This is a genomic window from Streptomyces sp. NPDC048196, from assembly GCF_040652715.1.
In the GTDB taxonomy this organism is placed as follows: Bacteria; Actinomycetota; Actinomycetes; order Streptomycetales; family Streptomycetaceae; genus Streptomyces; species Streptomyces siderophoricus.
This window is the reverse complement of sequence record NZ_JBEZMM010000008.1, coordinates 137106-157919: the sequence shown is the minus strand read 5'-3', so window position 1 is coordinate 157919 and position 20814 is coordinate 137106. Positions and strand designations below refer to the sequence as shown.

At 74.5% G+C, this 20814-nt stretch carries 18 protein-coding genes; 8 read left to right on the top strand and 10 right to left on the bottom strand.

From position 1 onward, the window contains the following. Positions 1 to 1084 precede the first annotated feature (1084 nt). Complete coding sequence (locus AB0E02_RS12385; protein ID WP_362138133.1) at positions 1085 to 3382, top strand: hypothetical protein; 2298 nt, start codon at positions 1085 to 1087, stop codon at positions 3380 to 3382. Here AB0E02_RS12385 and AB0E02_RS12380 read toward each other — a convergent pair. The 6 genes from AB0E02_RS12380 to AB0E02_RS12355 form a co-directional block, all read right to left on the bottom strand. Beyond that, positions 3352 to 5784, bottom strand: a complete 2433-nt coding sequence (locus AB0E02_RS12380) for a right-handed parallel beta-helix repeat-containing protein (RefSeq protein WP_362138027.1) — start codon at positions 5782 to 5784, stop codon at positions 3352 to 3354. The two genes, AB0E02_RS12385 and AB0E02_RS12380, sit on opposite strands and share 31 nt — an antisense overlap. Before the next feature lie 177 nt (positions 5785 to 5961). Beyond that, positions 5962 to 6564: a hypothetical protein gene (locus AB0E02_RS12375; RefSeq protein WP_362138025.1), complete on the bottom strand. Its 603-nt coding sequence runs from the start codon at positions 6562 to 6564 to the stop codon at positions 5962 to 5964. A 162-nt stretch (positions 6565 to 6726) separates the two neighbouring features. Continuing rightward, a complete protein-coding gene (locus AB0E02_RS12370; RefSeq protein WP_307811059.1) occupies positions 6727 to 7164 on the bottom strand; it encodes an ATP-binding protein in 438 nt (145 codons plus the stop codon). Further along, a complete protein-coding gene (locus AB0E02_RS12365) occupies positions 7161 to 8051 on the bottom strand; it encodes an MEDS domain-containing protein (RefSeq protein ID WP_362138023.1) in 891 nt (296 codons plus the stop codon). Before AB0E02_RS12365 ends, AB0E02_RS12370 begins: the two co-directional genes overlap by 4 nt. 74 nt (positions 8052 to 8125) lie before the next feature. Then, positions 8126 to 8950 carry an MOSC N-terminal beta barrel domain-containing protein gene (locus AB0E02_RS12360; protein ID WP_362138021.1) on the bottom strand — a complete coding sequence of 275 codons (825 nt, stop codon included), beginning with the start codon at positions 8948 to 8950 and terminating at the stop codon, positions 8126 to 8128. Positions 8951 to 8997: 47 nt separating this feature from the next. Further along, complete coding sequence (locus tag AB0E02_RS12355) at positions 8998 to 9459, bottom strand: DUF6643 family protein (protein WP_362138019.1); 462 nt, start codon at positions 9457 to 9459, stop codon at positions 8998 to 9000. Between the two features lie 269 nt (positions 9460 to 9728). Here AB0E02_RS12355 and AB0E02_RS12350 point away from each other — a divergent pair, with 269 nt between their 5' ends. Then, positions 9729 to 11108, top strand: coding sequence for a TerD family protein (locus AB0E02_RS12350; protein WP_362138017.1), 1380 nt, complete (start codon positions 9729 to 9731; stop codon positions 11106 to 11108). 21 nt (positions 11109 to 11129) lie between these two features. Here the strand turns inward: AB0E02_RS12350 and AB0E02_RS12345 are convergent, their stop codons facing one another. Further along, entirely contained in the window at positions 11130 to 12278 is a 1149-nt protein-coding gene (locus AB0E02_RS12345) for a glycosyltransferase (protein WP_362138131.1), read from the bottom strand. Between the two features lie 173 nt (positions 12279 to 12451). Between AB0E02_RS12345 and AB0E02_RS12340 the strand changes: the two genes are divergently transcribed. The 3 genes from AB0E02_RS12340 to AB0E02_RS12330 all read left to right on the top strand — a co-directional run bounded on the left by AB0E02_RS12340 (position 12452) and on the right by AB0E02_RS12330 (position 14516). Then, on the top strand, positions 12452 to 13255 hold the full coding sequence (locus tag AB0E02_RS12340; protein WP_362138015.1) for an aspartate/glutamate racemase family protein: 804 nt from the start codon (positions 12452 to 12454) through the stop codon (positions 13253 to 13255). Between the two features lie 53 nt (positions 13256 to 13308). After that, entirely contained in the window at positions 13309 to 13959 is a 651-nt protein-coding gene (locus AB0E02_RS12335) for a hypothetical protein (RefSeq protein ID WP_362138013.1), read from the top strand. Between the two features lie 77 nt (positions 13960 to 14036). Continuing rightward, the gene (locus tag AB0E02_RS12330; RefSeq protein WP_362138011.1) at positions 14037 to 14516 is read left to right on the top strand and encodes an NUDIX domain-containing protein; all 480 of its coding nucleotides are present in this window, start codon (positions 14037 to 14039) and stop codon (positions 14514 to 14516) included. An 80-nt stretch (positions 14517 to 14596) separates the two neighbouring features. On the opposite strand, the gene AB0E02_RS12325 is transcribed toward AB0E02_RS12330, so the two are convergent. After that, positions 14597 to 15142, bottom strand: a complete 546-nt coding sequence (locus AB0E02_RS12325; RefSeq protein WP_362138009.1) for a hypothetical protein — start codon at positions 15140 to 15142, stop codon at positions 14597 to 14599. Positions 15143 to 15410: 268 nt separating this feature from the next. On the opposite strand from AB0E02_RS12325, the gene AB0E02_RS12320 reads away from it, so the two are divergent. The 3 genes from AB0E02_RS12320 to AB0E02_RS12310 all read left to right on the top strand — a co-directional run bounded on the left by AB0E02_RS12320 (position 15411) and on the right by AB0E02_RS12310 (position 18611). Next, positions 15411 to 16205 (top strand): 3-hydroxybutyrate dehydrogenase, encoded by a 795-nt coding sequence (locus tag AB0E02_RS12320; RefSeq protein ID WP_362138007.1) that lies wholly within the window; start codon positions 15411 to 15413, stop codon positions 16203 to 16205. A gap of 85 nt (positions 16206 to 16290) precedes the next feature. Further along, the gene (locus AB0E02_RS12315) at positions 16291 to 18219 is read left to right on the top strand and encodes a helix-turn-helix domain-containing protein (RefSeq protein WP_362138128.1); all 1929 of its coding nucleotides are present in this window, start codon (positions 16291 to 16293) and stop codon (positions 18217 to 18219) included. Positions 18220 to 18413: 194 nt separating this feature from the next. After that, complete coding sequence (locus tag AB0E02_RS12310) at positions 18414 to 18611, top strand: CsbD family protein (protein ID WP_362138005.1); 198 nt, start codon at positions 18414 to 18416, stop codon at positions 18609 to 18611. Positions 18612 to 18688: 77 nt separating this feature from the next. On the opposite strand, the gene AB0E02_RS12305 is transcribed toward AB0E02_RS12310, so the two are convergent. Both AB0E02_RS12305 and AB0E02_RS12300 read right to left on the bottom strand, forming a co-directional pair. Continuing rightward, on the bottom strand, positions 18689 to 20080 hold the full coding sequence (locus AB0E02_RS12305; RefSeq protein ID WP_362138003.1) for an MFS transporter: 1392 nt from the start codon (positions 20078 to 20080) through the stop codon (positions 18689 to 18691). A gap of 164 nt (positions 20081 to 20244) precedes the next feature. Next, the gene (locus tag AB0E02_RS12300; RefSeq protein WP_362138001.1) at positions 20245 to 20709 is read right to left on the bottom strand and encodes a GNAT family N-acetyltransferase; all 465 of its coding nucleotides are present in this window, start codon (positions 20707 to 20709) and stop codon (positions 20245 to 20247) included. Between the last annotated feature and the right edge of the window lie 105 nt (positions 20710 to 20814).

Sequence of the window (20814 nt, the reverse complement as noted above, 5' to 3'; positions counted from 1 at the left end):
TCCGCGGGCCACCCCTCCCGCCAACCGCCCGCGCGGCGCCTCGGCCCGTCGCCTGCCTCAACCCGCAGTCCCCTGGCCTGGTCCCGGCGCTGCCGCGCCTCCAGCCGCCTTCCGGCGCTTCCCCCGCCCCCTCCCCCTCTCCCCCTTCGGGGGAGGGGGCGGGGGGTGGGTTCGGGGGTGGGGGGATGGGCGTCGCGCGCGAAGCGCACCCGCGGGCGTCCAGGGTCCGCGCAGCCCGCGCAGCCCCCGCAGCCCCCCCCGCAGCGCCTGGAACTCCCGGAGCCCCCCGGAACTCCCGGAACTCCCGGAACTCCCGGAACTCTCGGGACTCTCGGAACTCCTGGAGCCCCCCGGAACTCCTGGAGCCCCCCGGAACTCCCGGAGCCCCAGAACCCCCAGACCCCCCAGAACCCCCGGGCACTCGCTCAAGTCGCCTCCGTCCCACGCGGCATGGCGCGGATGCGTTGTCAGCGGGCCGCCGCGCCGGTCCGTGTCTCAGTTCGGGTGGATGGGCTCCCGCCGGAAAGGGACAATCCTTGGTGCGCCGCAATCACGTTCGCGGGCGCACCAAGGGGCCAAGCCCGTACCGAGAACCAAGCCCGCACCAAGACCAACGCAGCACGAAGACAACGCAGCACGAAGACAACCCAGTACGAAGACGATGCAGCACCAAGACCAAGTGCCGCACCACATAACAGGCATCACACAACAGGCATCACACCCCAGGCGCTCCAGGCACCCCACAACAAGCAGTCAGGCACAACAAGCAACCACACACAGCCACCACCCACACCCCACCACGGCCACACCGCACAGGCACCGCGCCCAGTCGCCCCGCCGCCGCGCGGCCGGGCCACACCGACACACACCGACACGGGGGACACCAGTGGAGACCGCAAAACCCACACCGGCCGACGCGCTCGAAAAACATCCTTCAACCGCCCACGTACCAGCCCCAGTTGACGGCCCCACGGACACCTCGCAGCCACAGCCGCAGCCCCAACCCCAACCCCACCCCCGGCCCCACCCCCAGCTCTCCCTGGAGCTTCTGGTGCACGGAGTGGGTGGCACAACCGCCCAGGACATGCTCGGTGATCCGCGGGTGCAGTTGATCACGGGGGACGACACCGCCGCCTGTTACCGGCGTACGGAGGATGCCGACGCAGAGGAGCGGCCCGGTGACTACCGGGGCGAGCCGGTGCGGGAGGCGTACTGCTGGTCCAACCTCACCTCGGGCAACGGGGCGCGTGCCCTGTGGCTGATTCTGGTGCCCTTCATGGTCGCCAACCTCGCGCACTGGATGCGTCCGGCCGCGCCACCCGACCACCGGGCGCAGCGGATCTACGACCTCCTGGTGCGGATGCTCGCCCTCACCCTGACCGTCCTGCTCGCCGCCGCGGCCTGCGAGGTCGCCCTGGACCTCACGGCCTGGCAGTGCGCCGGAACCCCCGTGTGCGTGGCCGGGAAGTCCTGGCTGGGGTTTCTCAGCCCGGACAACGGCGGCTGGTGGAGCGCCCCCGGCCGGCGGCTGGCGCTCGCCGCTGTGGTGCCGCTGCTCGTCATCGGCTTCCTGTGGTGGCTCTCGCACCGCACCTGGAGCGCCTACGAATCCGCCTCGCCGCCACCACGGGTGCCGGGCAGCTCCCGTTACACCCCGGACGCCGAACGCACCGCGCTGAGCCTGGAGGGCTTCTGGTACGGCCGTCGGCTGGTCGCCCGGCTGCGTGCCGCGCACACCACCGCGGGGGTGCTCACCATCGCCGCGGTGCTGCTCGCGGCCGGTGCGAAGGCGGACGGGGCCGGAGGCCACTATTCCGTTCTCGCGGTCACCGGGCGGGCGCTGACCGCCGTGGTCATCCTGCTCGCCGCGGCCACCCTGGTGGTCGTCTGGCGCACCGCGCGCAGTGAGGCCGCGCCGGACGAGGAGTCCGACCGGCTCGTCGTCCGCGCGCTGCCCTACGCCGCCCTCGTGGTGCTCGGGCTGATCGCCGTGCATTCCGGTTGGGCGCGGCCCGGATCGCACAGTTACGGCCCGCTGCCCGGCGCCGCGGCCTTCGGCGGTATCGCCGTCTTCCAGGGGGTGCTGGTCCTCGCCCTCGCGGTGACCGCCTGGGTGCTGCAGCGCGCCGCCGCCCGGGACGACGACGCACGGACGGCGCTACGAGGCATGGGCGGCCCGGCCGTCGCCCTGCTGGCGTGCGCGGTCGGCGGGGTGCTCTCCGGGGGAGTGGCCCAGCGCTTCGCCGACTGGATGGACGGCGGGGCGACGCCGGGTCAGGCGCACGCGCCCATTCCCGGCCCGCCGGTGCTGCTGTCCTGGCAGGCCTCGGTCATCCCGGCGCTGCTGGTCGTGTGCGCGGTCGCCGCGGTGCTCGCCGCCGTCCGCGTGCTGATCGTCCGCCGCCGCGTCGCCGCGGACGTGCCCGGCCTCTACGACCCGCGCGAACACCCCGACCACCGCCGTACGCGGGCGATCGCGGGCACCATCGCCCGGGCCGGGCTCACCGACGCGGCGCCCGTCCTGGTCGCCGCCACCTCCGCGGTCACCCTCGTCCTCGGCGCGGGCGCGGTGGCCGGCGCCTGGCTGACCGACCGCGCGCCCGGCCGCGCCACCGAGGGCGCACCGCCCGTCGTGCACGCCGCCGCCGAGACCGCCGAGTCCCTCGGTTCCTGGCTGATGAGCGCCGGCGTCATACTGCTGCTCGCCATGGGGCGGCGTGCCTACCGCGACCACTCCGCCCGCCGCACCATCGGCATCCTCTGGGACGTCGGCACGTTCTGGCCGCGCGCCGCCCACCCCTTCGCGCCGCCCTGTTACGCCGAGCGCGCCGTACCGGACCTCACCTGGCGGATGGCCACCTGGACCGAGCGGTTCGACGGCCGGCTGGTGATCTCCGGGCACTCCCAGGGCAGCGTGCTCGCGGCCGCCGCCGTATGGCAGCTGGACCTGGTGACCCGCAGCCGGGTCGCCCTGCTGACGTACGGCAGCCCTCTGGAGCGGCTCTACGGACGCTGGTTCCCGGCCTTCTTCGGGCCGCCCGCGCTCACCGGACTCCACCGCGAGATGGACGACTGGCGCAATCTGTGGCGGTTCACCGACCCCATCGGCGGGCCGATCCGGCTCACCTGCGAGGACGGCCGCCGGGTCGACCAGGGGCCGCTGCGCGACCCGCTCGCCTTCGGCCGTACGCTGCGGAACCCGCTGCCCGCCCAGATACTGGGCCACGGCGACTACCAGGCCGACCCGGTCTTCGACACCGTCCGGGCCGAGCTGATCGCCCGCCTCGGGCCGGGGCTGCCGGGGATGCCGGAGCAGCGGCCGGCCGGCGGCCACCCGGACGGCCGCCCCGCTCAGGGCAGTTCGGGCAGGTCCTCGGCGTAGAGCAGGGTCAGGTCGTCGGTGCTCGGGTCGGTCAGCTGCGCCACCCGGCCCGCGTGCCGTTCGACCATCGCCTCGAAGGTCTGCCGCGCGGTGCGGCCGTTGCCGAACGACGGGCCCTTCGGCAGTACGGTGAAGTACTTCAGCAGCGCCTCGCCGGCCCCCTCGGCGAGGTGGTACTCGTGCTCCTCGCCCTGCTGCTCGACGATCCGCAGCAGCTCCTCCGGGGCGTAGTCGCCGAACCTGATGGTGCGTGAGAAACGCGACGCCACACCGGGGTTGACCGCCAGGAAGCGTTCCATCTCGGCGGTGTAGCCGGCCACGATCACCACCACGGCCTCCCGGTGGTCCTCCATCAGCTTCACCAGGGTGTCGATGGCTTCCTTGCCGAAGTCCCGCCCGGAGTCCTCGGGGGAGAGGGCGTACGCCTCGTCGATGAACAGCACCCCGCCGCGCGCCCGGTCGAACGCCTCCTGGGTGCGGATCGCGGTCGACCCGATGTGCTCGCCGACCAGGTCCACCCGGGACACCTCGACCAGATGGCCGCGCTCCAGCACCCCGAGGGAGGCCAGGATCTCGCCGTAGAGCCGGGCCACCGTGGTCTTGCCGGTGCCGGGGGAGCCGGTGAAGACGAGGTGGCGGCGCACCGAAGCGGCCTTCAGGCCGGCCTGCTGCCGGCGGCGGCCCACCTCGATCATGTTGATCAGGCTGCGCACCTCGCGCTTGACGCTCTCCAGCCCCACGAGGGTGTCCAGTTCGCCCAGCACCTCGTCGGACGGCCGGCTGTGCACGGCCGGCTCCGGTTCGGGGACCGCGGCGGCCGGCGGCGGGCTCTGTGACGGGACGTTGCCCAGCAGCCCGGCGGTCTGCGTCGCGTGCTGCACGGTGGGCGCGGTGCCGGTGCCGGGCGCGGGCACGGCCCGGCTCTCGTCACTGGTGCAGTCCTGGACGGTCGGCCCGTCGCCCTGTCCGGCGCCGCCCTCGGCGAACTCGTAGCCGCCGCGCGCGCACCGCTCCGTACGGCACCGGGTCAGCGTCGTACGGCAGCCGTCGATCACATGGAAGCCGAAGCCGGAGCTGCCGGTGACCCGGCAGCCGTGGAACGTGCCGCGCCCCTCGGCGGAGACGTAGAACCCGGCCTCCGCCGGGGAACTGACCGTGCAGCCCTCGATGGTGGGGTCCGCGCCCTTGGTGACGATCACGCCGGTCTGGGCGCCGTCGATGGTGCAGTTGGCGAGCGTGCCGCCGCTGCCGTGGTCGCGGAACCAGGCGCCGGTCGCGGCCTCCCGGATCCGGCAGTCGTCCAGCTGGACGGTGGCCCCGTCGCTCACCGACACCGCGGTGTTCCGCACCTGGGCGAGGTCGCAGTCCACCACGTCGGCCCGGGAGCCGCGGTCCAGGACGAACAGCGCGTCCGGTACGTCGTGGACCCGGGTCGCGTCCAGTACGGCGGTGGCGCCGTCGCTGACCCACACCGCCGGGTAGTCGCCCGTACTGTCGTGGATCTCGCACTGGTTGGCGTCCACCCGGGTGCCCGGGTCCCATACGGACAGGCCGTTGCGCCCGAAGTGGCGCACCGTGCTGCGGGTCAGCGTCAGCACCGAACGGGAGCGCAGATCGACCGCGTTCTCCGGGATGTCGTGGATGTCGCAATCGGCGAGGGTGAGCACCGCGTCGGTGTCCAGGGTGACGCCGTCGGCGGAGGTGCGGTGGACGGTGCAGTCGGTGAGATGGCCGGTGGCCCGCGCGGCCACCTGGATGCCGGTGCCCTTGATCTCGTACAGCTCGCAGCCCACCGCCTCGACCGCGCTGCCCTCGCCGTTGACCGCCAGGCCCGCGCCCGAGGCGTGGTGGACCTTGCAGTTCTCCAGGCGGGGGTGGGCCCCGTCGCGCACCGTGATCCCCGCCTGGCCGGCGGCCATCACCTCGCAGCCCTCGAAGAGCCCGCCGGCGCCGTCCAGGACGCTGATGCCCACACCGCCCGCGTTGTCGACGGTGCAGCGGCGCACCGTCGGGCGGGCCCCGCCGCGCACCTCGATGCCGGACGCGGACCGGGTCACCACCCGCAGCCCGGACAGCTCGGGGGCGCCGTCCTCCACCAGCAGCGCGGGCGCGGCCGAATCGGTGGCCTCCAGGTGGAGGTCGTGCACGGTCGCCGACGACCGTATCGTCAGCGCCACGCCGTCCGGCGGCGCGATCCGCACCGAGCCGCGCGACCCGTCCGCGCCGCGCAGCGTCACCGCGCGCGCCAGGACCAGGTTCTCGCGGTACGTACCGGCCGGGACGGTGAGCACATCACCGTCCCCGGCGGCCTCCAGGGCTGCGGCGAGCGAGCTGTACTCCCCTGTACGGCGCCGCCATCGCGACGTGCCGGAGTGCGTCACCTGGACCGAGCCCTGTGCCATGGCGCTGTCGTGTCCCCACTTCGTGCGGCTGATGTCGGCCCGGCACGCTCCGTCCGCGGATGTCCGCATTCGGGTCCGCCGGGCCCCAGCCGGGAGGCTGGCGCCCCCACCGTAGCGCGCCCGGAGGGCGGCAGTTGACACGGTCAGCCGCTGGTCAGCCGGCGGGGCCCCGGGGCCTCAACTCCCGGCGTCCGCCCGGCCCCAGGTCTGGCCCGCGCGCTCCCACTCCTGGTCCCACCGGCGGAAGCGACGCGCCATCAGCTGCCCGACGAGCAGCCGCCGGCCGGCCTCGATCAGTCCGCCGGCCGCGGCGGCGGTGCCCAGACCGGCCAGCACCGCATGCGTACCGGCCGTGCTGACGTCCATCGGGCGCGGCATCACCCGGCCACGGCCGTCCGTCCAGATCCGGAACCCTTCGCCCGGCTCCACCGGATGCGGCGCCGCGATCTGCCCGATGTGCCCACTGCCGTCGACGGCCGTCCAGCGGGCGATGACCCGGAGGTGCGCATCGCGCTGCGACGACGTCTCCGGATCGGGGTCGAGCGGGGCGCGGGAGACCAGCCGGTCGACGCTGACCCGGACCAGATGCCGCTGCTGGTGCTGCAGCCGTACGGTCTCCAGCAGGGCGCCGTGCGCGGCCCGGCCGGTGAACCAGCCCGCCAGGGGCGCCGCGAGGACGATCAGGAGCGCGGCCGTGAGGGCCGCCCAGGCCTCGATCCGGTCCGTGCGGCGGCGCAGCGGATTCCGCCGCCAGCGCCAGACTCCGGTCATCGCGCGCATCGTCGCCCCCTCTCGTGTCCGTTGAATACCGCATCAGGGGCGGTCCACGCGAGGGTTGTGCGAAGAGAGAGCGACATCACGCCCCCGGCGCACGGCGTCCGGCCGCGGGCGGAAGGGCGGTCCGGCCGTGCGGCACGGGCCCGCCGTACGGCGCCGGCGGGGTCAGCGCAGACGGACGGCCAGGGTCACCTCGGCCCCCGGCATGCCCGTCCCGGCCGGCCCCGAGGCCACCGAGAAGCGGTCCGCCACCAGGCGCGCGAGCCACAGCCCGCGCCCCTTCGGCGCGCCGTCCAGACCGGGCAGCAGCTCGGGGATCACCGCCTCGCTGAACCCGGGGCCGGTATCGGTGATCCGGCACTCCAGTTCGTCGCCGATCCGGCGCAGCACCAGCCGTCCCGAGCCGCCCGCGTGTTCCACGGCGTTGCCCGCGATCTCGTCGACCGCGAGCACGAACTCGCCCCGCCGGGGCTCGCACAGGCCCTCCCGGGCGGCGCATTCCTCGACCAGCAGCCGCAACTGCGGCAGCAGCCGGGCGGTGAACCGCCGCTGGAGCAGCCGGCGGCCGGACCCCTCGGTCGGGTCCGCCGGATCCGCGTTCACCACGGCCGTACCACCTCCTCGCACACCAGCCGCGGCAACTCGTCGCCGCCCAGCCGGCACAGCATCCGGCGCTGCCCGCCGTCGCAGCGCACCTCGACCACATCGTGGCCCACGGCGCCGCGGACCAGTAGGAGCAGGCCGACGGCGCTGCCCACCGACAGGAAGTGCAGACCGGTCAGATCCACCGTCAGCCGCCGGGCCGGTGCGGTGTGCGCCAGCGCGAGCTGCAGCGCCCGGGTGAAGGCGTCCTGCTGGGCGGCGTCCGCCTCACCGATGAAGCGCAGCGTGCCGTCCGGCTCGCGCTCCCGGCGCAGGCTGCCCAGCCGCTCCAGCAGCGCGCGCGGATGCGCCCGTTCCATGGCGGTGAGCACCGCGCGGTCGAACCGGCGGCGGTCGTAGGCGCAGATCTCGGTGTACGGCCGGCCGGTGAACAGTGCCTCGGCGTCGGTCTCACGGTGCATCATCGCCTCGACGCCGGCGCCGAGCGCGGCCACCCAGCCCATGTCGATGAACGCCCGCAGTCCCGCGTACCCCTCGGCCGTCGCCCGGTCCGTCTCGGCGTGCAGCCGGCCCATCTGGCGGGCGGCGGTGAACTCCGCGTCGGGGCGGATCACTTCGCGCATGCTGCTCACCACCAGCTGACCGCGCCGGCGGGCGCGCAGCGTGCTGCGGCTGGGGAAGTCGAGGCGGGCCAGCACCTCTTCCTCGGGCACGTCGGGGCAGGGCAGCACCAGGACCTTCTCGCCGCGGGCCAGTCCGAGCCGTACGAAGGCCGTGACCACGTCCCAGCGCACCTCGTCATTGCCGTAACTCACAAAGGCGTGGTCCCCGGGGCGCAGCTGCTGGACGGGAAGGAGATGGACGCTCCCAGGGGCGTTCGCAGGCATCGACACGCAGTTCTTTGTCTCCCGTCGCGCTGCGCCGGCGGCGGGCGCGGCCGGGTGGGGGCCGCGCCGGCCCGTCAGTCGAGTATCTCGAACGGGTCGCCGACGCGGATCGTGCCGACCCCGCGGGGTATCAGGTTCTGGCCGAAGACCAGACGGTCACCGAAGCGGCGGTGCCGGGCGAGGGTACGCAGCGGTTCCTTGCCGCGCTCCGCGGTGAGCTGGTCGGTGGTCGTGACGACACAACGGGAGCAGGGCTTGACGACCTGGAAGACCACCTCGCCGATCCGGACCCGGCGCCAGTCGTCCTCCGCCCAGGGGGCCGTGCCGTCCACCACCACATTGGGCCGGAAACGGTTCATGGGCAGGGGGCCCTCGTCGGCGTGGTCGCCCTGCGCGATGAGGGAGTTGAGGGCGTCGAGCGAGGACGTCGTGGTCAGCAGCAGCGGGAAGCCGTCCGCGAAGCTGACCGTGTCCCCGGGCGCGGAGTACTCCGGATCGACCGGCCGGCGCTTCTCCGGGAGGTCGAGGTACATCAGCCGGCACTCGACGCCCAGATACGCGCTGAACCACTCCGCGGCGGCGGTGCCCGCGGGCACCGCCTCGACCACGTCCCGCCAGACCTCCACCGGGAGGGTCCCGGTGTACTCGGGCACCTCCACCGTCAGCGGCTCCTTGCCGGGCGCGGTGAGGCGCAGGCCGCCGCCCGGCAGCTCCTCGGCATGCGCCAGCGCCAGCGTCGGCTGCTGCCGCTGGGTGATCTGCCGGCGCTCGGCGTCCACCAGCAGCCACCGTCGGTCCCCGGCGAGCCCCCACGGCTCCACGACCGCCTCGCCGGGACCGGACCCCGCAATGGATTTGACCGGATAGAGATGGATCGACTGGAGCGCAGGCTTGAGCATGCGTTCCATCCTGCCAGGCACCTCTGACAGCCGATCCGGTGACCGGGTCAGTACCCGCGCGGATACTGCCGGCCGTACGGATCGTCGTACGCCGGGGCCGGCCGGGGCGCGACCGGAGCGGCCGGCCGCATGGCCTCGTAGCCCGTGCCCATGCCCGGGGCCGGGCGCTGGGGTTGCGGCGCCTGCTGCGGCTGGTAGCCGCCGCGGGACCCCGCCTGCTGGGGGATGTAGGGCGCCGGCGCCTGCTGCAGGGGGGCGACCGGATGCGCGGAGGCAGCCGGGTAGCCCTGCGCGGGCGACGAGTGGGACGGAGCGGCCGGAAGTGCCGGCAGCGCCGAGGGCAGCGCCGGCAAATACGACGAGCCCGTGTCGTAGGGCGAGGGGTTCACCCTGATCGGCGCGATCTGCGGTGTGCCGCGCTCGGCCACGAGGCTGTCGTAGATCGGGGTGTCGGGGAAGGAAGGCGAAGCGTAGTAGCCGCCGCCGTAGGTAGAGCGGGGGGAGGTCATGCGTCATAAGTTAAGCCCACGATGTGTCGATTGGGGAGCCTGAAAAGAAGGTTGTTTTACGTGTGCGGAGTGGCCATGGATCCCCAATGCGAGCGAACTTGGGAAAATCGGTCGCGATCGCCCGTTGGAATCGTGTAAAGACCTCGCTTCTCACGGGTGAACAACGGACGTTCGGCGCGGTCCGGGGCACGTTAGGTTGAGGGAGGTCGCGTACGTGGGGCGCCACGGGTGGCACCGCGCGCGGCCGGCGGACGAGAGGAAGGCGCAGCATGTCGATGCCCAAAGGCGGCAACGTTCCGGTCCCGGCCCCGGCGGTACGGGTGGAACTGGGCTGGCGGGCCGGCCCCGGCACACCGGCCGTCGACGCCTCCGCGCTCCTCCTTTCGTCCGGAAAGGTCCGCGACGACGGCGACTTCGTCTTCTACAACCAGCCCGTGCACGCCTCCGGCGCGGTGCGCCACGAGGGCAAGCACGCCGCGGGCGGGGCTCCGAGGGACGGCCTGACGGTGACCCTCGGCGCCGTGGAGCCGGCCGTCGACAAGGTGGTGCTGGCCGTCTCCGCCGACGGCGGCACCTTCGGGAGCGTCCCCGGGCTCCACATCCGCGTACTGGACGCGGCCGACGGCACCGAGCTCGCCCGCTTCGACAGCCAGGACGCCACCACGGAGACCGCGTTCGTGCTCGGGGAGCTCTACCGGCGCCAGGGGGCGTGGAAGTTCCGCGCGGTCGGGCAGGGGTACGACAGCGGACTCGCCGGTCTGGCCACCGACTTCGGCATCAGCGTCGAGGAGCCGCCCGGGGCCCCGGCCGCCCCCGCAGCGCCCGTTCCGCCGCCCGCCGCACCCCCGGTCGCGACGCCCGCGCCTCCCGTCGCGCCGCCGCCCGCGGCGTTCGCGCCCCCGTTGCCGGCCGGTCAACCGGCGGTGTCAATGGCGCCCCCGTCGGGGCAGCCCGCGCCGGTCCCCGCGCCCCCTGCCGTTCGTCTGACAAAAGTCACCCTCACGAAGGAGGCCCCCGCCGTCTCGTTGACGAAGCAGGGCGGCACCTCCGGGGTGATGCGGGTGAACCTCAACTGGAGCGGCGGCAGCGCCGGCAAGCGGCTGACCCAGAAGCTCGGCCGCAAGGCGATGCAGGCCATGGGCGCCCGCGGCGCCCTGCTGCCCCCGTCCGGCGAGCTGGACCTCGACCTGTGCGCGCTGTACGAACTCACCGACGGCGCGGCCGGGGTGATCCACCCGCTGGGCAACAACTTCGGTGCCCTGCACGCTCCGCCGTACATCCAGCTCGACGGGGACGACCGCACCGGCGCGGTCGCGGCCGGCGAGAACATGACCATCAACCTCGACCACCAGGCGCGCATCAGGCGCATCCTGATCTTCGTCACCGTCTATGCCGGCGCCCGCACCTTCGAGGGCCTGAACGCGACGGTCACCCTCCAGCCGCAGCACGGCGCCCCCGTCGACTTCACCCTCGACGCCTGCACGGTCCCGTCCAACGTCTGCGCACTGGCCCTGATCACCCACACCGGCGGCGAACTCGTCGTCCAGCGCGAGGCCCGCTACCTCGTCCCCCAGCCGGGCGTCAGCCCGCAGCGCACCGTCGACCACGCCTACGGCTGGGGGCTCAACTGGTCGCCGGCCAGCAAGTGACCGCACCCCGGCGGGCGCGGCTCACGGCGCCCCGTACGTCCGGCCCTTCCAGGCCGCGCCGCGCCCCCGGTAGTGCTGCACCGCCGAGTCCACCGTCATCAGGAGGTAGAGCAGCGCCGTGAACGGCAGCAGGGGCGCGGTCCACAGCGGCTGACCGTAGTAGCGCAGCATCGGCAGGTACGTCCCGCACATCACCGCCCAGGCCGCCCCGCCCAGCGCCGCGAGCACCGGCCCGCCGCCGGCCAGCCCCGCCACCAGCGCCACCGGCGGCGCCAGATAGACCAGGGCCAGCCCCAGGACCGTGCCGAGCAACAGCACCGGCCGGTGCAGCAGCTGGGCGTACGCGCTGCGCGAGACCATCCGCCACAGCTCGGCCAGCCGCGGATACGGCCGCACGCTGTCCACCCGGTCCGCCAGCCCCAGCCAGACCGCGCCGCCCGACCGCTTCACCGCCCGCGCCAGCGTCACGTCGTCGATCACCGCGTGCCGGATCGCCTCCGGGACGCCCGCCCGCTCCGCCGCCTCCCGCCGCAGCAGCACACAGCCGCCGGCCGCCGCCGCGGTCCGGGCCCCCGGCCGGTTGACCCGGCGGAACGGATACAGCTGCCCGAAGAAGTACACGAACGCCGGCACGATCAGCCGCTCCCAGAACGTCACCACCCGCAGCCGCGCCATCTGGGACACCAGGTCCAGGTCCGCCGACCGGGCCGCCGCCACCAACTCCCGCAGGCTGTCCGGGGCGTGGGCGATGTCCGCGTCGGTCAGCAGGAGATAGTCCGGTGCGGTCCGCTCCCGCGCGAGCGCGATCCCGTGCCGGAGGGCCCACAGCTTCCCGGTCCACCCCGGCCCCGGCTCCCCGGGCGAGGTGACCGTCAGCGGCAGCCCGCCCCGCGCGGCCGCCAGCTCCCGCGCCAGCGCACCGGTCCCGTCGCTGCTGCCGTCGTCGACCAGGAACACCTCCGCCCGGCCCGGGTACTTCTGGCCGAGCAGCGAGGGCAGGCTCGCCGGCAGCACCGCGGCCTCGTCCCGGGCCGGCACCACCACCGCGACCGACGGCCAGCGGTCCGGGTCCCCCCGTTCCGGCAGCCGGACGTCGGTCCGCCAGAAAAAGCCCTGGCCGAGCAGCAGCCACAGCCAGGCCAGCAGCGACCCGGCACCGATCCACTCCATCGCTCCCACGGCCGCAGTCTGCCGCACCGGCCCCGCCGCCGGACGTCCCCGGCGCGGGCCCGGACCCACGTGTCTCTCCGGACGGGGCGCGTTCCGGGGGAACGTGAGGCCCGGGCCACCCGCTCGCCGGGCCGGTATGACAAGTGGGACCCGTCGCCCGGTAAAGTGTCCGGGTGAAGATCGCGCTGATGGACTCCGGAACCGGCCTGCTCGCGGCGGCCGCGGCCGTACGGCGACTGCGGCCGGACGCCGATCTGATCCTCTCCTCCGACCCCGACGGCATGCCCTGGGGCCCGCGCACGCCCGAGGACGTCACGGCACACGCCCTCGCGGTGGCCCGGGCGGCCGCCGCGCACCGCCCCGACGCGCTGATCGTGGCCTGCAACACCGCGTCCGTGCACGCCCTGCCCGCGCTGCGCGCCGAACTGGAACCGGCCGTCCCGGTCATCGGCACCGTCCCGGCCATCAAGCCCGCCGCGACCGGCGGCGGCCCGGTCGCCATCTGGGCCACCCCCGCCACCACCGGCAGCCCCTACCAGCGGGACCTGATCGAACGCTTCGCGCGCGGCGTGGACGTCACCGGCGTCGCCTGCCCGGGGCTCGCCGACGCGGTGGAGCAGGCCGACGAGGCCGCCATCGACGCGGCCGTCGCCGTCGCCGCGGGCCGCACCCCGCGCGACGTGCGGGCCGTCGTCCTGGGCTGCACCCACTACGAGCTGGTCGCCGAACGCATCCGTGCCGCCCTCCAGCAGCCCGGCGCCCCGGCGCTCGTCCTGCACGGCTCGGCCGAGGCGGTCGCCGCCCAGGCGCTGCGCCGTATCGGTGCCGAGCCGGCGCCCGCGGCCACCCCGGCCGGCGGACTCACCGTGCTCCTCAGCGGCCGTACGGCGGAGCTCCCCGCGACCACGCTCGCCTACGCCGAGGGCCGGCTGCTGGCGCAGTCCCGTACGGACACCGCCGGGGCGCTGAGCGGCTGAACGGGGCGTTCGACACCCTGCCGCAGCGTGCGAAGACGCGTACGCTGCGTCTCATGAGGGACCACCCCCACGAGGGGGCAGCAGCCCCCGGCGCAGACGGCAGCACGGACGACGGTACCGACGGCGGTACCGACGGCACCGGCCGGCCCGTGGGGCCGGGGCGGGTGCCCGGCGGCTCGCACGCGGAGATCCCCGAGGTCTGGCACGGCAGCGCCACCAACCGCGTCCAGTGGCTGCTGGCCGCGATCGGGGCGGCCTGTCTGGCGCTCGGCATCGAGCTGGCCGTCGACAGCAGCTGGACCTCCGGTCTGGCGCCGCTGGTGATGGCGGTGGTCGGTTGTGTCGCGGCCGGCCTGCTGGTCCTGTTCGGCACGCTCGCCTTCGTCCACGTCGCGGTACGGGTCGACAAGGAATGCCTGGAAGTGCGCTGCGGCCACATCGGTGTGCCGCGCCGCCGGATCCCCCTCGACACCGTCGTGGGGGCCGAGTTCGCGCCCCGGGTCACGCCCCGCCACTGGGGCGGCTGGGGCTACCGCTGGCGCCCGGACCAGGGCACGGCGGTGGTCGTCCGCCGTGGGGAGGCCGTGGTCCTCCGGCTCGGCGACGGGCGCACCTTCACGATCACGGTCGACGACGCCGAGGGCGCGGTCCGGGCGGTCCGCGGCCGGCTGCGGCCGCGCAAGGGGAGCCCGGCGGGCGCCTGAGCGCGCGGCGGGGGTGTGCGGGGCGGGCCGCGCTCCGGGATCGGGGAGCCCTCCGGGTCGTCCCGTAGGGTCGGAGCATGGCAACACCCGAATTCATCCGTGACCTCCGGAGCTCCATCGGCCGGCAGCTGCTGTGGCTGCCCGGGGTGACTGCGGTGGTCTTCGACGACGACGGGCGGGTCCTGCTGGGCAAGCGGGCCGACACCGGCGGCTGGTCGGTGATCGGCGGCATCCCCGAGCCCGGTGAGCAGCCCGCCGAGACCGCGGTGCGCGAGGTCTACGAGGAGACAGCGGTCCGGGTCGTCCCCGAGGGGGTGGTCCTCGTCGAGACCATGCCGCCCACGGAGTACCCCAACGGCGACATCTGCCAGTTCATGGACGTGACGCTGCGCTGCCGCGCGGTCGGCGGCCGGGCCCGGGTCAACGACGACGAGTCGCTGGAGGTCGGCTGGTTCGCCATGGACGCCCTGCCGGAGCTGGACACGTACGCGCTGACCCGCATCCGCCGGGCCGTCGCGGCCGGTCCGACGTGGTTCCACGGGATCGACGAGGTCTAGAAGGGCCCGCCCGAAGGCACGGCTGCCTCAAGCTCTTTCGTCGCCGACAGCTCCTCCGTCGACCACCGCTCTTTCGTCGACTACAGCTCCTCCGTCGACGGGTCGTCCATCGGGGCGGAGGGATCACCGGGCAGCGGGGGCAGCTGCGAGCCGTCCGGGGCGTCCGGTTCGTCCGGCCCGTCCGGGCCGGTGTCCTGGTCGTCCGCCTCCTCCGTGTGCATCTCCCGTTCGTCCTTGCTGCAGGCCGAGATCCAGGTGCCGGTCGGCCCGCTCTCGTAGTGGCAGAACCAGCCGCGTACGGACAGCGTGCCGCGGTCGTCACCGGCCTCCCGCGGTGCCCGCAGGAAGAACTCGGTCATCACGTCCCGGGCCTGCGCGCACGGCACCGTGCCCCCGGCCCCGGGATCCGCGTACAGCGCGACGTCCCCCTCCTGGCCCAGCGCGTCCTTCAGCCGCCCGCAGCTCACCGGCTGGCCGGGCACCCCCGGTGAGCCCTCACCGGTGCGCTGCGGCCCGGGCCCGGTACCGGTGGACGACGCCGAGCGGGTCCCGCTGTCGTCCCCGTCCGCACAGCCCGCCGCGGTCAGCGCGAGCAGCACGGTCGGCACGGTGATCAGCCTGCGCATGTGGGACTCCCTCGTGGCGGCGGTGCAGGCGGCGCGCTGCGTCGTACGACGCTAGGAGCCCGGCGGAAGCGCGGCGAACCGGGACGGCCGATCAGGTGATCCGGCGCGTCGCGCCCACCGGCACCGGGCCCGGGCCGCCGCGCACCGCCCGCTGCCCCGGCCGCCGTCCGGTGCCGCGCTTCCCGGGTGGCCGGCCCCCATCTCCCGCCCGCGAACTGTGGTGCCACGGCACATCGGTGCCGGGTCCGCCCGTGCCTAAGGTGCGGTCATGACCACGATCGGCACCCCGGGCCCGGTATCCCTCGACCTCGGCGGCCGCACCGCCCTCGTCACCGGCGCGGCCGGAGGCATCGGACGCGCCTGCGCCCTGCGGCTGGCGGCGGCCGGCGCCACGGTGCGGGCGGTCGACCGGGACGCCGCCGGCCTGGCCGCACTGGCCGCGGACCTCCCGGACGGCGCCGGCGGCACCATCGAGCCGCAGGTCCTGGACCTGACCGACCTCGACGCCGCCGAGCGGGCCGCGGCCGGCACCGACCTGCTGGTCAACAACGCCGGACTGCAACTCGTGCGCCCCATCGAGGAGTTCCCGCCCGAGGTCTTCCACCAGGTGCTGACCGTGATGCTGGAGGCGCCCTTCCGGCTGCTGCGCGGTGCCCTGCCCCACATGTACGAGCGGGGGTGGGGGCGGATCGTGAACATCTCGTCGGTGCACGGGCTGCGGGCCTCACCGTTCAAGTCCGCCTATGTGGCGGCCAAACACGGTCTGGAGGGCCTGTCGAAGACCGCCGCCCTGGAGGGCGCCACGCACGGCGTCACCAGCAACTGCGTCAACCCCGGCTACGTCCGCACCCCGCTCGTCGAACGGCAGATCGCCGACCAGGCCGTCGCGCACGGCATCCCCGAGGAGCGGGTGCTGGCCGACGTCCTGCTCGCCGACACGGCCCTCAAGCGGCTGCTCGAACCGGAGGAGGTCGCCGAGGCCGTCGCCTACCTCTGCACCCCGCAGGCGTCCTTCGTGACGGGGACCTCGCTCACCCTGGACGGCGGCTGGACCGCGCACTGACGATCCAGGGGGCGCCGAGCGGCAGCAGGGGAGAGGCCCCCGAGCCCCTGGCGCCCGGCGACGACCCGAAGGTATCCCTGTGACCATGCCCACCGATCCGTCCTCGTCCGCGCCCACCACCGAACCGGCCGAGGCCCCCTTCCTCGCGCTGCTCGCCGCCGACGCCCCCGCCGAGGACTACGAGCGGCCGGTGCTGCGCGCCCGTGCCGAGGGTGCCGCGCCCGGCCGGCTCGCCGCCCTGGAGCGGGCCAAGCGCCAGGCGCTGCGGATACGCACCGAACTGGAGGGCCGCCGGCGGCGCGAGGCCGAACTGTCCGCGCTCTACGCCACCGCGCACGACCTGGCGGGACTGCGCGACCTGGACGCCGTCCTGCGGGCCATCGTGCGCCGGGCCCGCTCCCTCCTGGGCACCGAGGTCGCCTACCTCACCCTGCACGACCCGGCCGCCGGCGACACCTACATGCGGGTCACCGACGGCTCGGTCTCCGCGCGGTTCCAGCAACTCCGGCTCGGCATGGGTGAGGGACTGGGCGGACTGGTCGCACAGACCGCCCGCCCGTACGTGACCGACAACTACTTCCACGACGAGCGGTTCCGGCACACCGGCACCATCGACGCCGGCGTCCGCGACGAGGGCCTGGTGGCGATCCTGGGCGTGCCGCTGATGCTGGGCAGCGGCGTCATCGGGGTGCTCTTCGCCGCCGACCGCCGCGAGCGGGTCTTCGAACCCGGCCAGATCGCCCTGCTCGCCGCCCACGCGGCGCATGCCGCGGTCGCCCTCGACACCGCCCGCCTGCTCGCCGGGACCCGTAAGGCGCTGACCGAACTGGAAGCGGCCAACGAGATCATCCGTGACCGCAGCGCGGTCATCGAACGCGCCTCGGACATCCACGACCGGCTGACGGAACTGGTGCTGCGCGGCGGCGGGGTGCAGGACGTCGCGGCCGCGGTGGCCGAAGTGCTGCACGGCGACGTGGAGTTCACCGAACCCGCCGACGCCCCGGCCGCCGCCCTGGACCGGTCCCGGGCCGACGGGCACGCCGTACGGGACGGTGCCGACTGGGTCGCCGCGGTATCGGCGGGCGGGGAGGTCCTGGGCGCGCTGGTCCTGCGCGGCCACCCGGCCCTGGACCCGGTCGACCAGCGGACCCTGGAGCGGGCCGCCGTGGTCACCTCGCTGCTGCTGCTCGCCCGCCGGACCGCGGGCGAGGCCGAACAGCGGGTCCGCGGCGAGCTGTTGGACGACCTGCTGGACGCCGCCGGGCGCGACCCCCGGCTGCTGCGGGAACGCGCGGCCCGGGTCGGTGCCGACCTCGACGCGCCGCAGGTCGTGCTGGCCGCCCGGGTCGACGCCGCCGCGGCCCAGGACGCCGCCGGCGACCGGCGGCGCCTGTGGTCGGCGGCGTCCCATCTCGCCGCCACCCGGCACGGGCTGGCCGCGGTCCGCGACGGCGGCGCCGTCCTACTGCTGCCGCTCGGGCCCGACGGCGATCCGGCCGGCCGGGCACGGGAGATCGCCGCCCGGCTGGGCGCCGCGCTCCACGTACCGGTCACGGTCGGTGCCTCGGCCCCGGTCCCGGCCCCCGCCGGACGGCCCGCGGCGGTCGCCGACGCGTACGCGGAGGCCCGGCGCTGCCGGGAGGCGCTGCGGGTGCTGGGCCGGGCCGGCCAGGGCGCGGCCGCCGCCGACTTCGGCTTCCTGGGACTGCTGCTCGCCGACACCCGCGACGTCGACGGCTTCGTGCGCCGCACGCTCGGCACGGTCGCCGACTACGACGCCCGCCGCGGGACGGAGCTGCTGCGCACCCTGCGGGAGTACTTCGCCTGCGGGATGAGCCCCGGCCGCACCAAGGACGAGCTGCATGTCCACGTGAACACCGTGGCGCAGCGCCTGGAGCGGGTGGGCCGGCTGCTGGGGCCCGACTGGCAGAGCCCGGCGCGCGCCCTGGAACTCCAGCTGGCGCTGCGGCTGCACCAGCTCTCGTCCGCCGTGGAGCACGCCGGCGAGCGGTAACGGCACAGCGGACGCGCCGGTGGGCGCGGGTGCGAAACGGAGGAGTAACGGGCCGTCGCTCCGGGTGCGCCCCGGTGGGCCGTGCGGCAGCCTGGGATGCGGAGCCCTCCATTCCGCGAGTGCTCCGCACGTCCCGTGGCTTCCCGGCCCGTACGCGGACCACGGGCCCCAGATCACGCACGAAGGAGTTGGACATGGCCGGCAAGGGCGCCAAGGACAAGATGAAGGGCAAGGCCAAGCAGGCCACCGGCAAGATCACCGGTGACGACCGCCTGAAGGCCGAAGGCCGGATGGAAGAGGCCAAGGGCAAGGCCAAGGACACCATGGACGACGCCGGGGAGAACATCCGCGGCACGAAGGAGTCCATCAAGCGCAGGACCGAGCGGTCCTGACGTCCGGCGGGGGCGCGGCGGGCGAGCTTGCCCCGTCTCCCGGAGCGTCCCACGGCCCGCCGCGCCCCCGCCGCACATCAGACCCTCATCTCCCGCCCGTCGCCGGTCCGCCCGGAGGCGGGCCGCGGCTCGTCCTCCGCCACCGCCGCCAGGTCCCGGTTGCGGGTCTCCCGGGCCGCACCCACCGCGACCAGCGTCAGCAGCGCGGCCGCGACGACGTACAGCGCGATCGGCGCCGGGCCGCCGAAGTCGGCGAGCAGCGCGGTCGCGATCAGCGGGGCCGGCGCACCGGCGGCGACCGACGCGAACTGGGCCCCGATCGAGGCGCCCGAATACCGCATCCGGGTCGCGAACATCTCCGCGAAGAAGGCCGCCTGCGGCGCGTACATCGCACCGTGGAAGAACAGCCCGACGCTCACGGCGAGCAGCAGCGGGCCGAACCGGCCGGAGTCCACCAGCGCGAAGAACGGGAACGCCCAGGCGCCGACGCCGGCCGCGCCCAGCAGATAGACCGGCCGGCGCCCGATCCGGTCCGACAGCGCGCCCCAGGCGGGGATCACCGCGAAGTGCAGCGCCGAGGCGATCAGCACCGCGTTCAGCGCGGTCTGCTGCGCCACCCCGGCGTGCGAGGTCGCGTAGACCAGCACGAACGCCGTGAGGACGTAGTACGAGATGTTCTCGGCCATCCGCGCGCCCATCGCGATCAGCACCTCGCGCCAGTGGTGCCGGAGCACGGCGACCAGCGGCGGCTTCTCCACGCGGGTGGCCGCCCCCTCCGCCCGGCGGGCCTCGGCACGCGCCAACGCGGCCCGGAACACGGGGGATTCGTCCACCGACAGCCGCATCCACAGCCCGACCAGGACCAGGACGCCGGAGAGCAGGAACGGCACCCGCCACCCCCAGGCGGCGAACGCCGCGGCCGGCAGCAGCGCCGTCATCAGCGAGAGCACGCCGGTGGCCAGCAGTTGCCCGGCGGGCGCGCCGGTCTGCGGCCACGAGGCCCAGAACCCGCGCCGCCGCGCATCACCGTGCTCCGACACCAGCAGCACCGCGCCGCCCCACTCACCGCCCAGCGCGAACCCCTGGACCAGCCGCAGCACGGTCAGCAGCACCGGCGCCGCCGTACCGATCGTGGCGTGCGTCGGCAGCAGCCCGATCGCGAACGTGGCACCGCCCATCATCAGCAGGCTCAGCACCAGCAGTCTCTTGCGGCCCAGCCGGTCGCCGAAGTGCCCGAAGACCAGCGCACCGACGGGCCGCGCGGCGAACCCCACCGCGTACGTCAGGAACGCCAGCAGGGTCCCGACGAGCGGATCCGAACCGGGAAAGAACAGCTTGTTGAAGACCAGCGCGGCGGCGGAGCCGTAGAGGAAGAAGTCGTACCACTCGATGGTGGTCCCGATGAGGCTGGCGGCGACGATGCGCTTGAGGTCGGTGGGGGGTGGGGGAGCGGTTGCTGCGCGGGCCATGTGCACCACTTCCAGGCGGTCGGCGGGATGTGCTCGTGCCGCCACACGGTAGGAACGCGCAGGTCAGTGGCACATGTGGTGGGACGCCATAGTTCCGGTCACGGGGGTGCGCGGGCCCACCATGAGGGACCGCACGGCCCCGCGGCAGCGCCGGAGCCGGCACCTCAGGTGACGGCCCGACGGTAGACCTGCCGGGAACCGCCTTCCGGGCCGGGCGCGGCAGCCTCGGCGGGGTGGAAACCGAGACGCCGGTAGAAGACGCGGGAACCGCCGGCAACGGCGCCCGGGTGGTCTTCTCCGAAGGTGACCACCTCGATGGTGCCCGGGCCCCGCACGAACCTGCCCAGTGCCTCGCTCATCAGGGCGCGACCGGTGCCCTTCCCGCGTTCCTGTTCCGAGACGACGAGCCAGTGCACGTGGTGGACCGGGGCGTTGGCACCGAACAGCAGGCCGCCGAGCACGTCCGCGTCCGGGGAGACCGCGACGAGCGCCGTGGACCGGCGGATGTGCTTCTGTACGGCCCGGTGGAATCCGGGGTCCTCGACCATCGGGCCGAACCAGTGCTCCACCTGGGCGGCCAGGGCGAGAAAGCCGGGAAAGTCCTGCTCCCGGGCGAGTCTGACGATCACCCGAGCAGTCTGGCAGACGGATTTTGCTTGGCTGCGAAACGATCACCGGTTACGCTCCCCCGGCGCGCATCCGGCGCGAATCAGCAGATGGGGGAAGTACGGGAA

Coding starts and splice junctions, on each gene's coding strand:
- AB0E02_RS12385 (WP_362138133.1), top strand. CDS start 1,085: ATGCTCGGTGATCCGCGGGTGCAGTTGATCACGGGGGACGACACCGCC.
- AB0E02_RS12330 (WP_362138011.1), top strand. CDS start 14,037: ATGGCAACACCCGAATTCATCCGTGACCTCCGGAGCTCCATCGGCCGG.
- AB0E02_RS12375 (WP_362138025.1), bottom strand. CDS start 6,564: ATGCGCGCGATGACCGGAGTCTGGCGCTGGCGGCGGAATCCGCTGCGC.
- AB0E02_RS12315 (WP_362138128.1), top strand. CDS start 16,291: ATGCCCACCGATCCGTCCTCGTCCGCGCCCACCACCGAACCGGCCGAG.
- AB0E02_RS12320 (WP_362138007.1), top strand. CDS start 15,411: ATGACCACGATCGGCACCCCGGGCCCGGTATCCCTCGACCTCGGCGGC.
- AB0E02_RS12335 (WP_362138013.1), top strand. CDS start 13,309: ATGAGGGACCACCCCCACGAGGGGGCAGCAGCCCCCGGCGCAGACGGC.
- AB0E02_RS12345 (WP_362138131.1), bottom strand. CDS start 12,278: ATGGAGTGGATCGGTGCCGGGTCGCTGCTGGCCTGGCTGTGGCTGCTG.
- AB0E02_RS12380 (WP_362138027.1), bottom strand. CDS start 5,784: ATGGCACAGGGCTCGGTCCAGGTGACGCACTCCGGCACGTCGCGATGG.
- AB0E02_RS12365 (WP_362138023.1), bottom strand. CDS start 8,051: ATGCCTGCGAACGCCCCTGGGAGCGTCCATCTCCTTCCCGTCCAGCAG.
- AB0E02_RS12355 (WP_362138019.1), bottom strand. CDS start 9,459: ATGACCTCCCCCCGCTCTACCTACGGCGGCGGCTACTACGCTTCGCCT.
- AB0E02_RS12325 (WP_362138009.1), bottom strand. CDS start 15,142: ATGCGCAGGCTGATCACCGTGCCGACCGTGCTGCTCGCGCTGACCGCG.
- AB0E02_RS12310 (WP_362138005.1), top strand. CDS start 18,414: ATGGCCGGCAAGGGCGCCAAGGACAAGATGAAGGGCAAGGCCAAGCAG.
- AB0E02_RS12360 (WP_362138021.1), bottom strand. CDS start 8,950: ATGCTCAAGCCTGCGCTCCAGTCGATCCATCTCTATCCGGTCAAATCC.
- AB0E02_RS12305 (WP_362138003.1), bottom strand. CDS start 20,080: ATGGCCCGCGCAGCAACCGCTCCCCCACCCCCCACCGACCTCAAGCGC.
- AB0E02_RS12350 (WP_362138017.1), top strand. CDS start 9,729: ATGTCGATGCCCAAAGGCGGCAACGTTCCGGTCCCGGCCCCGGCGGTA.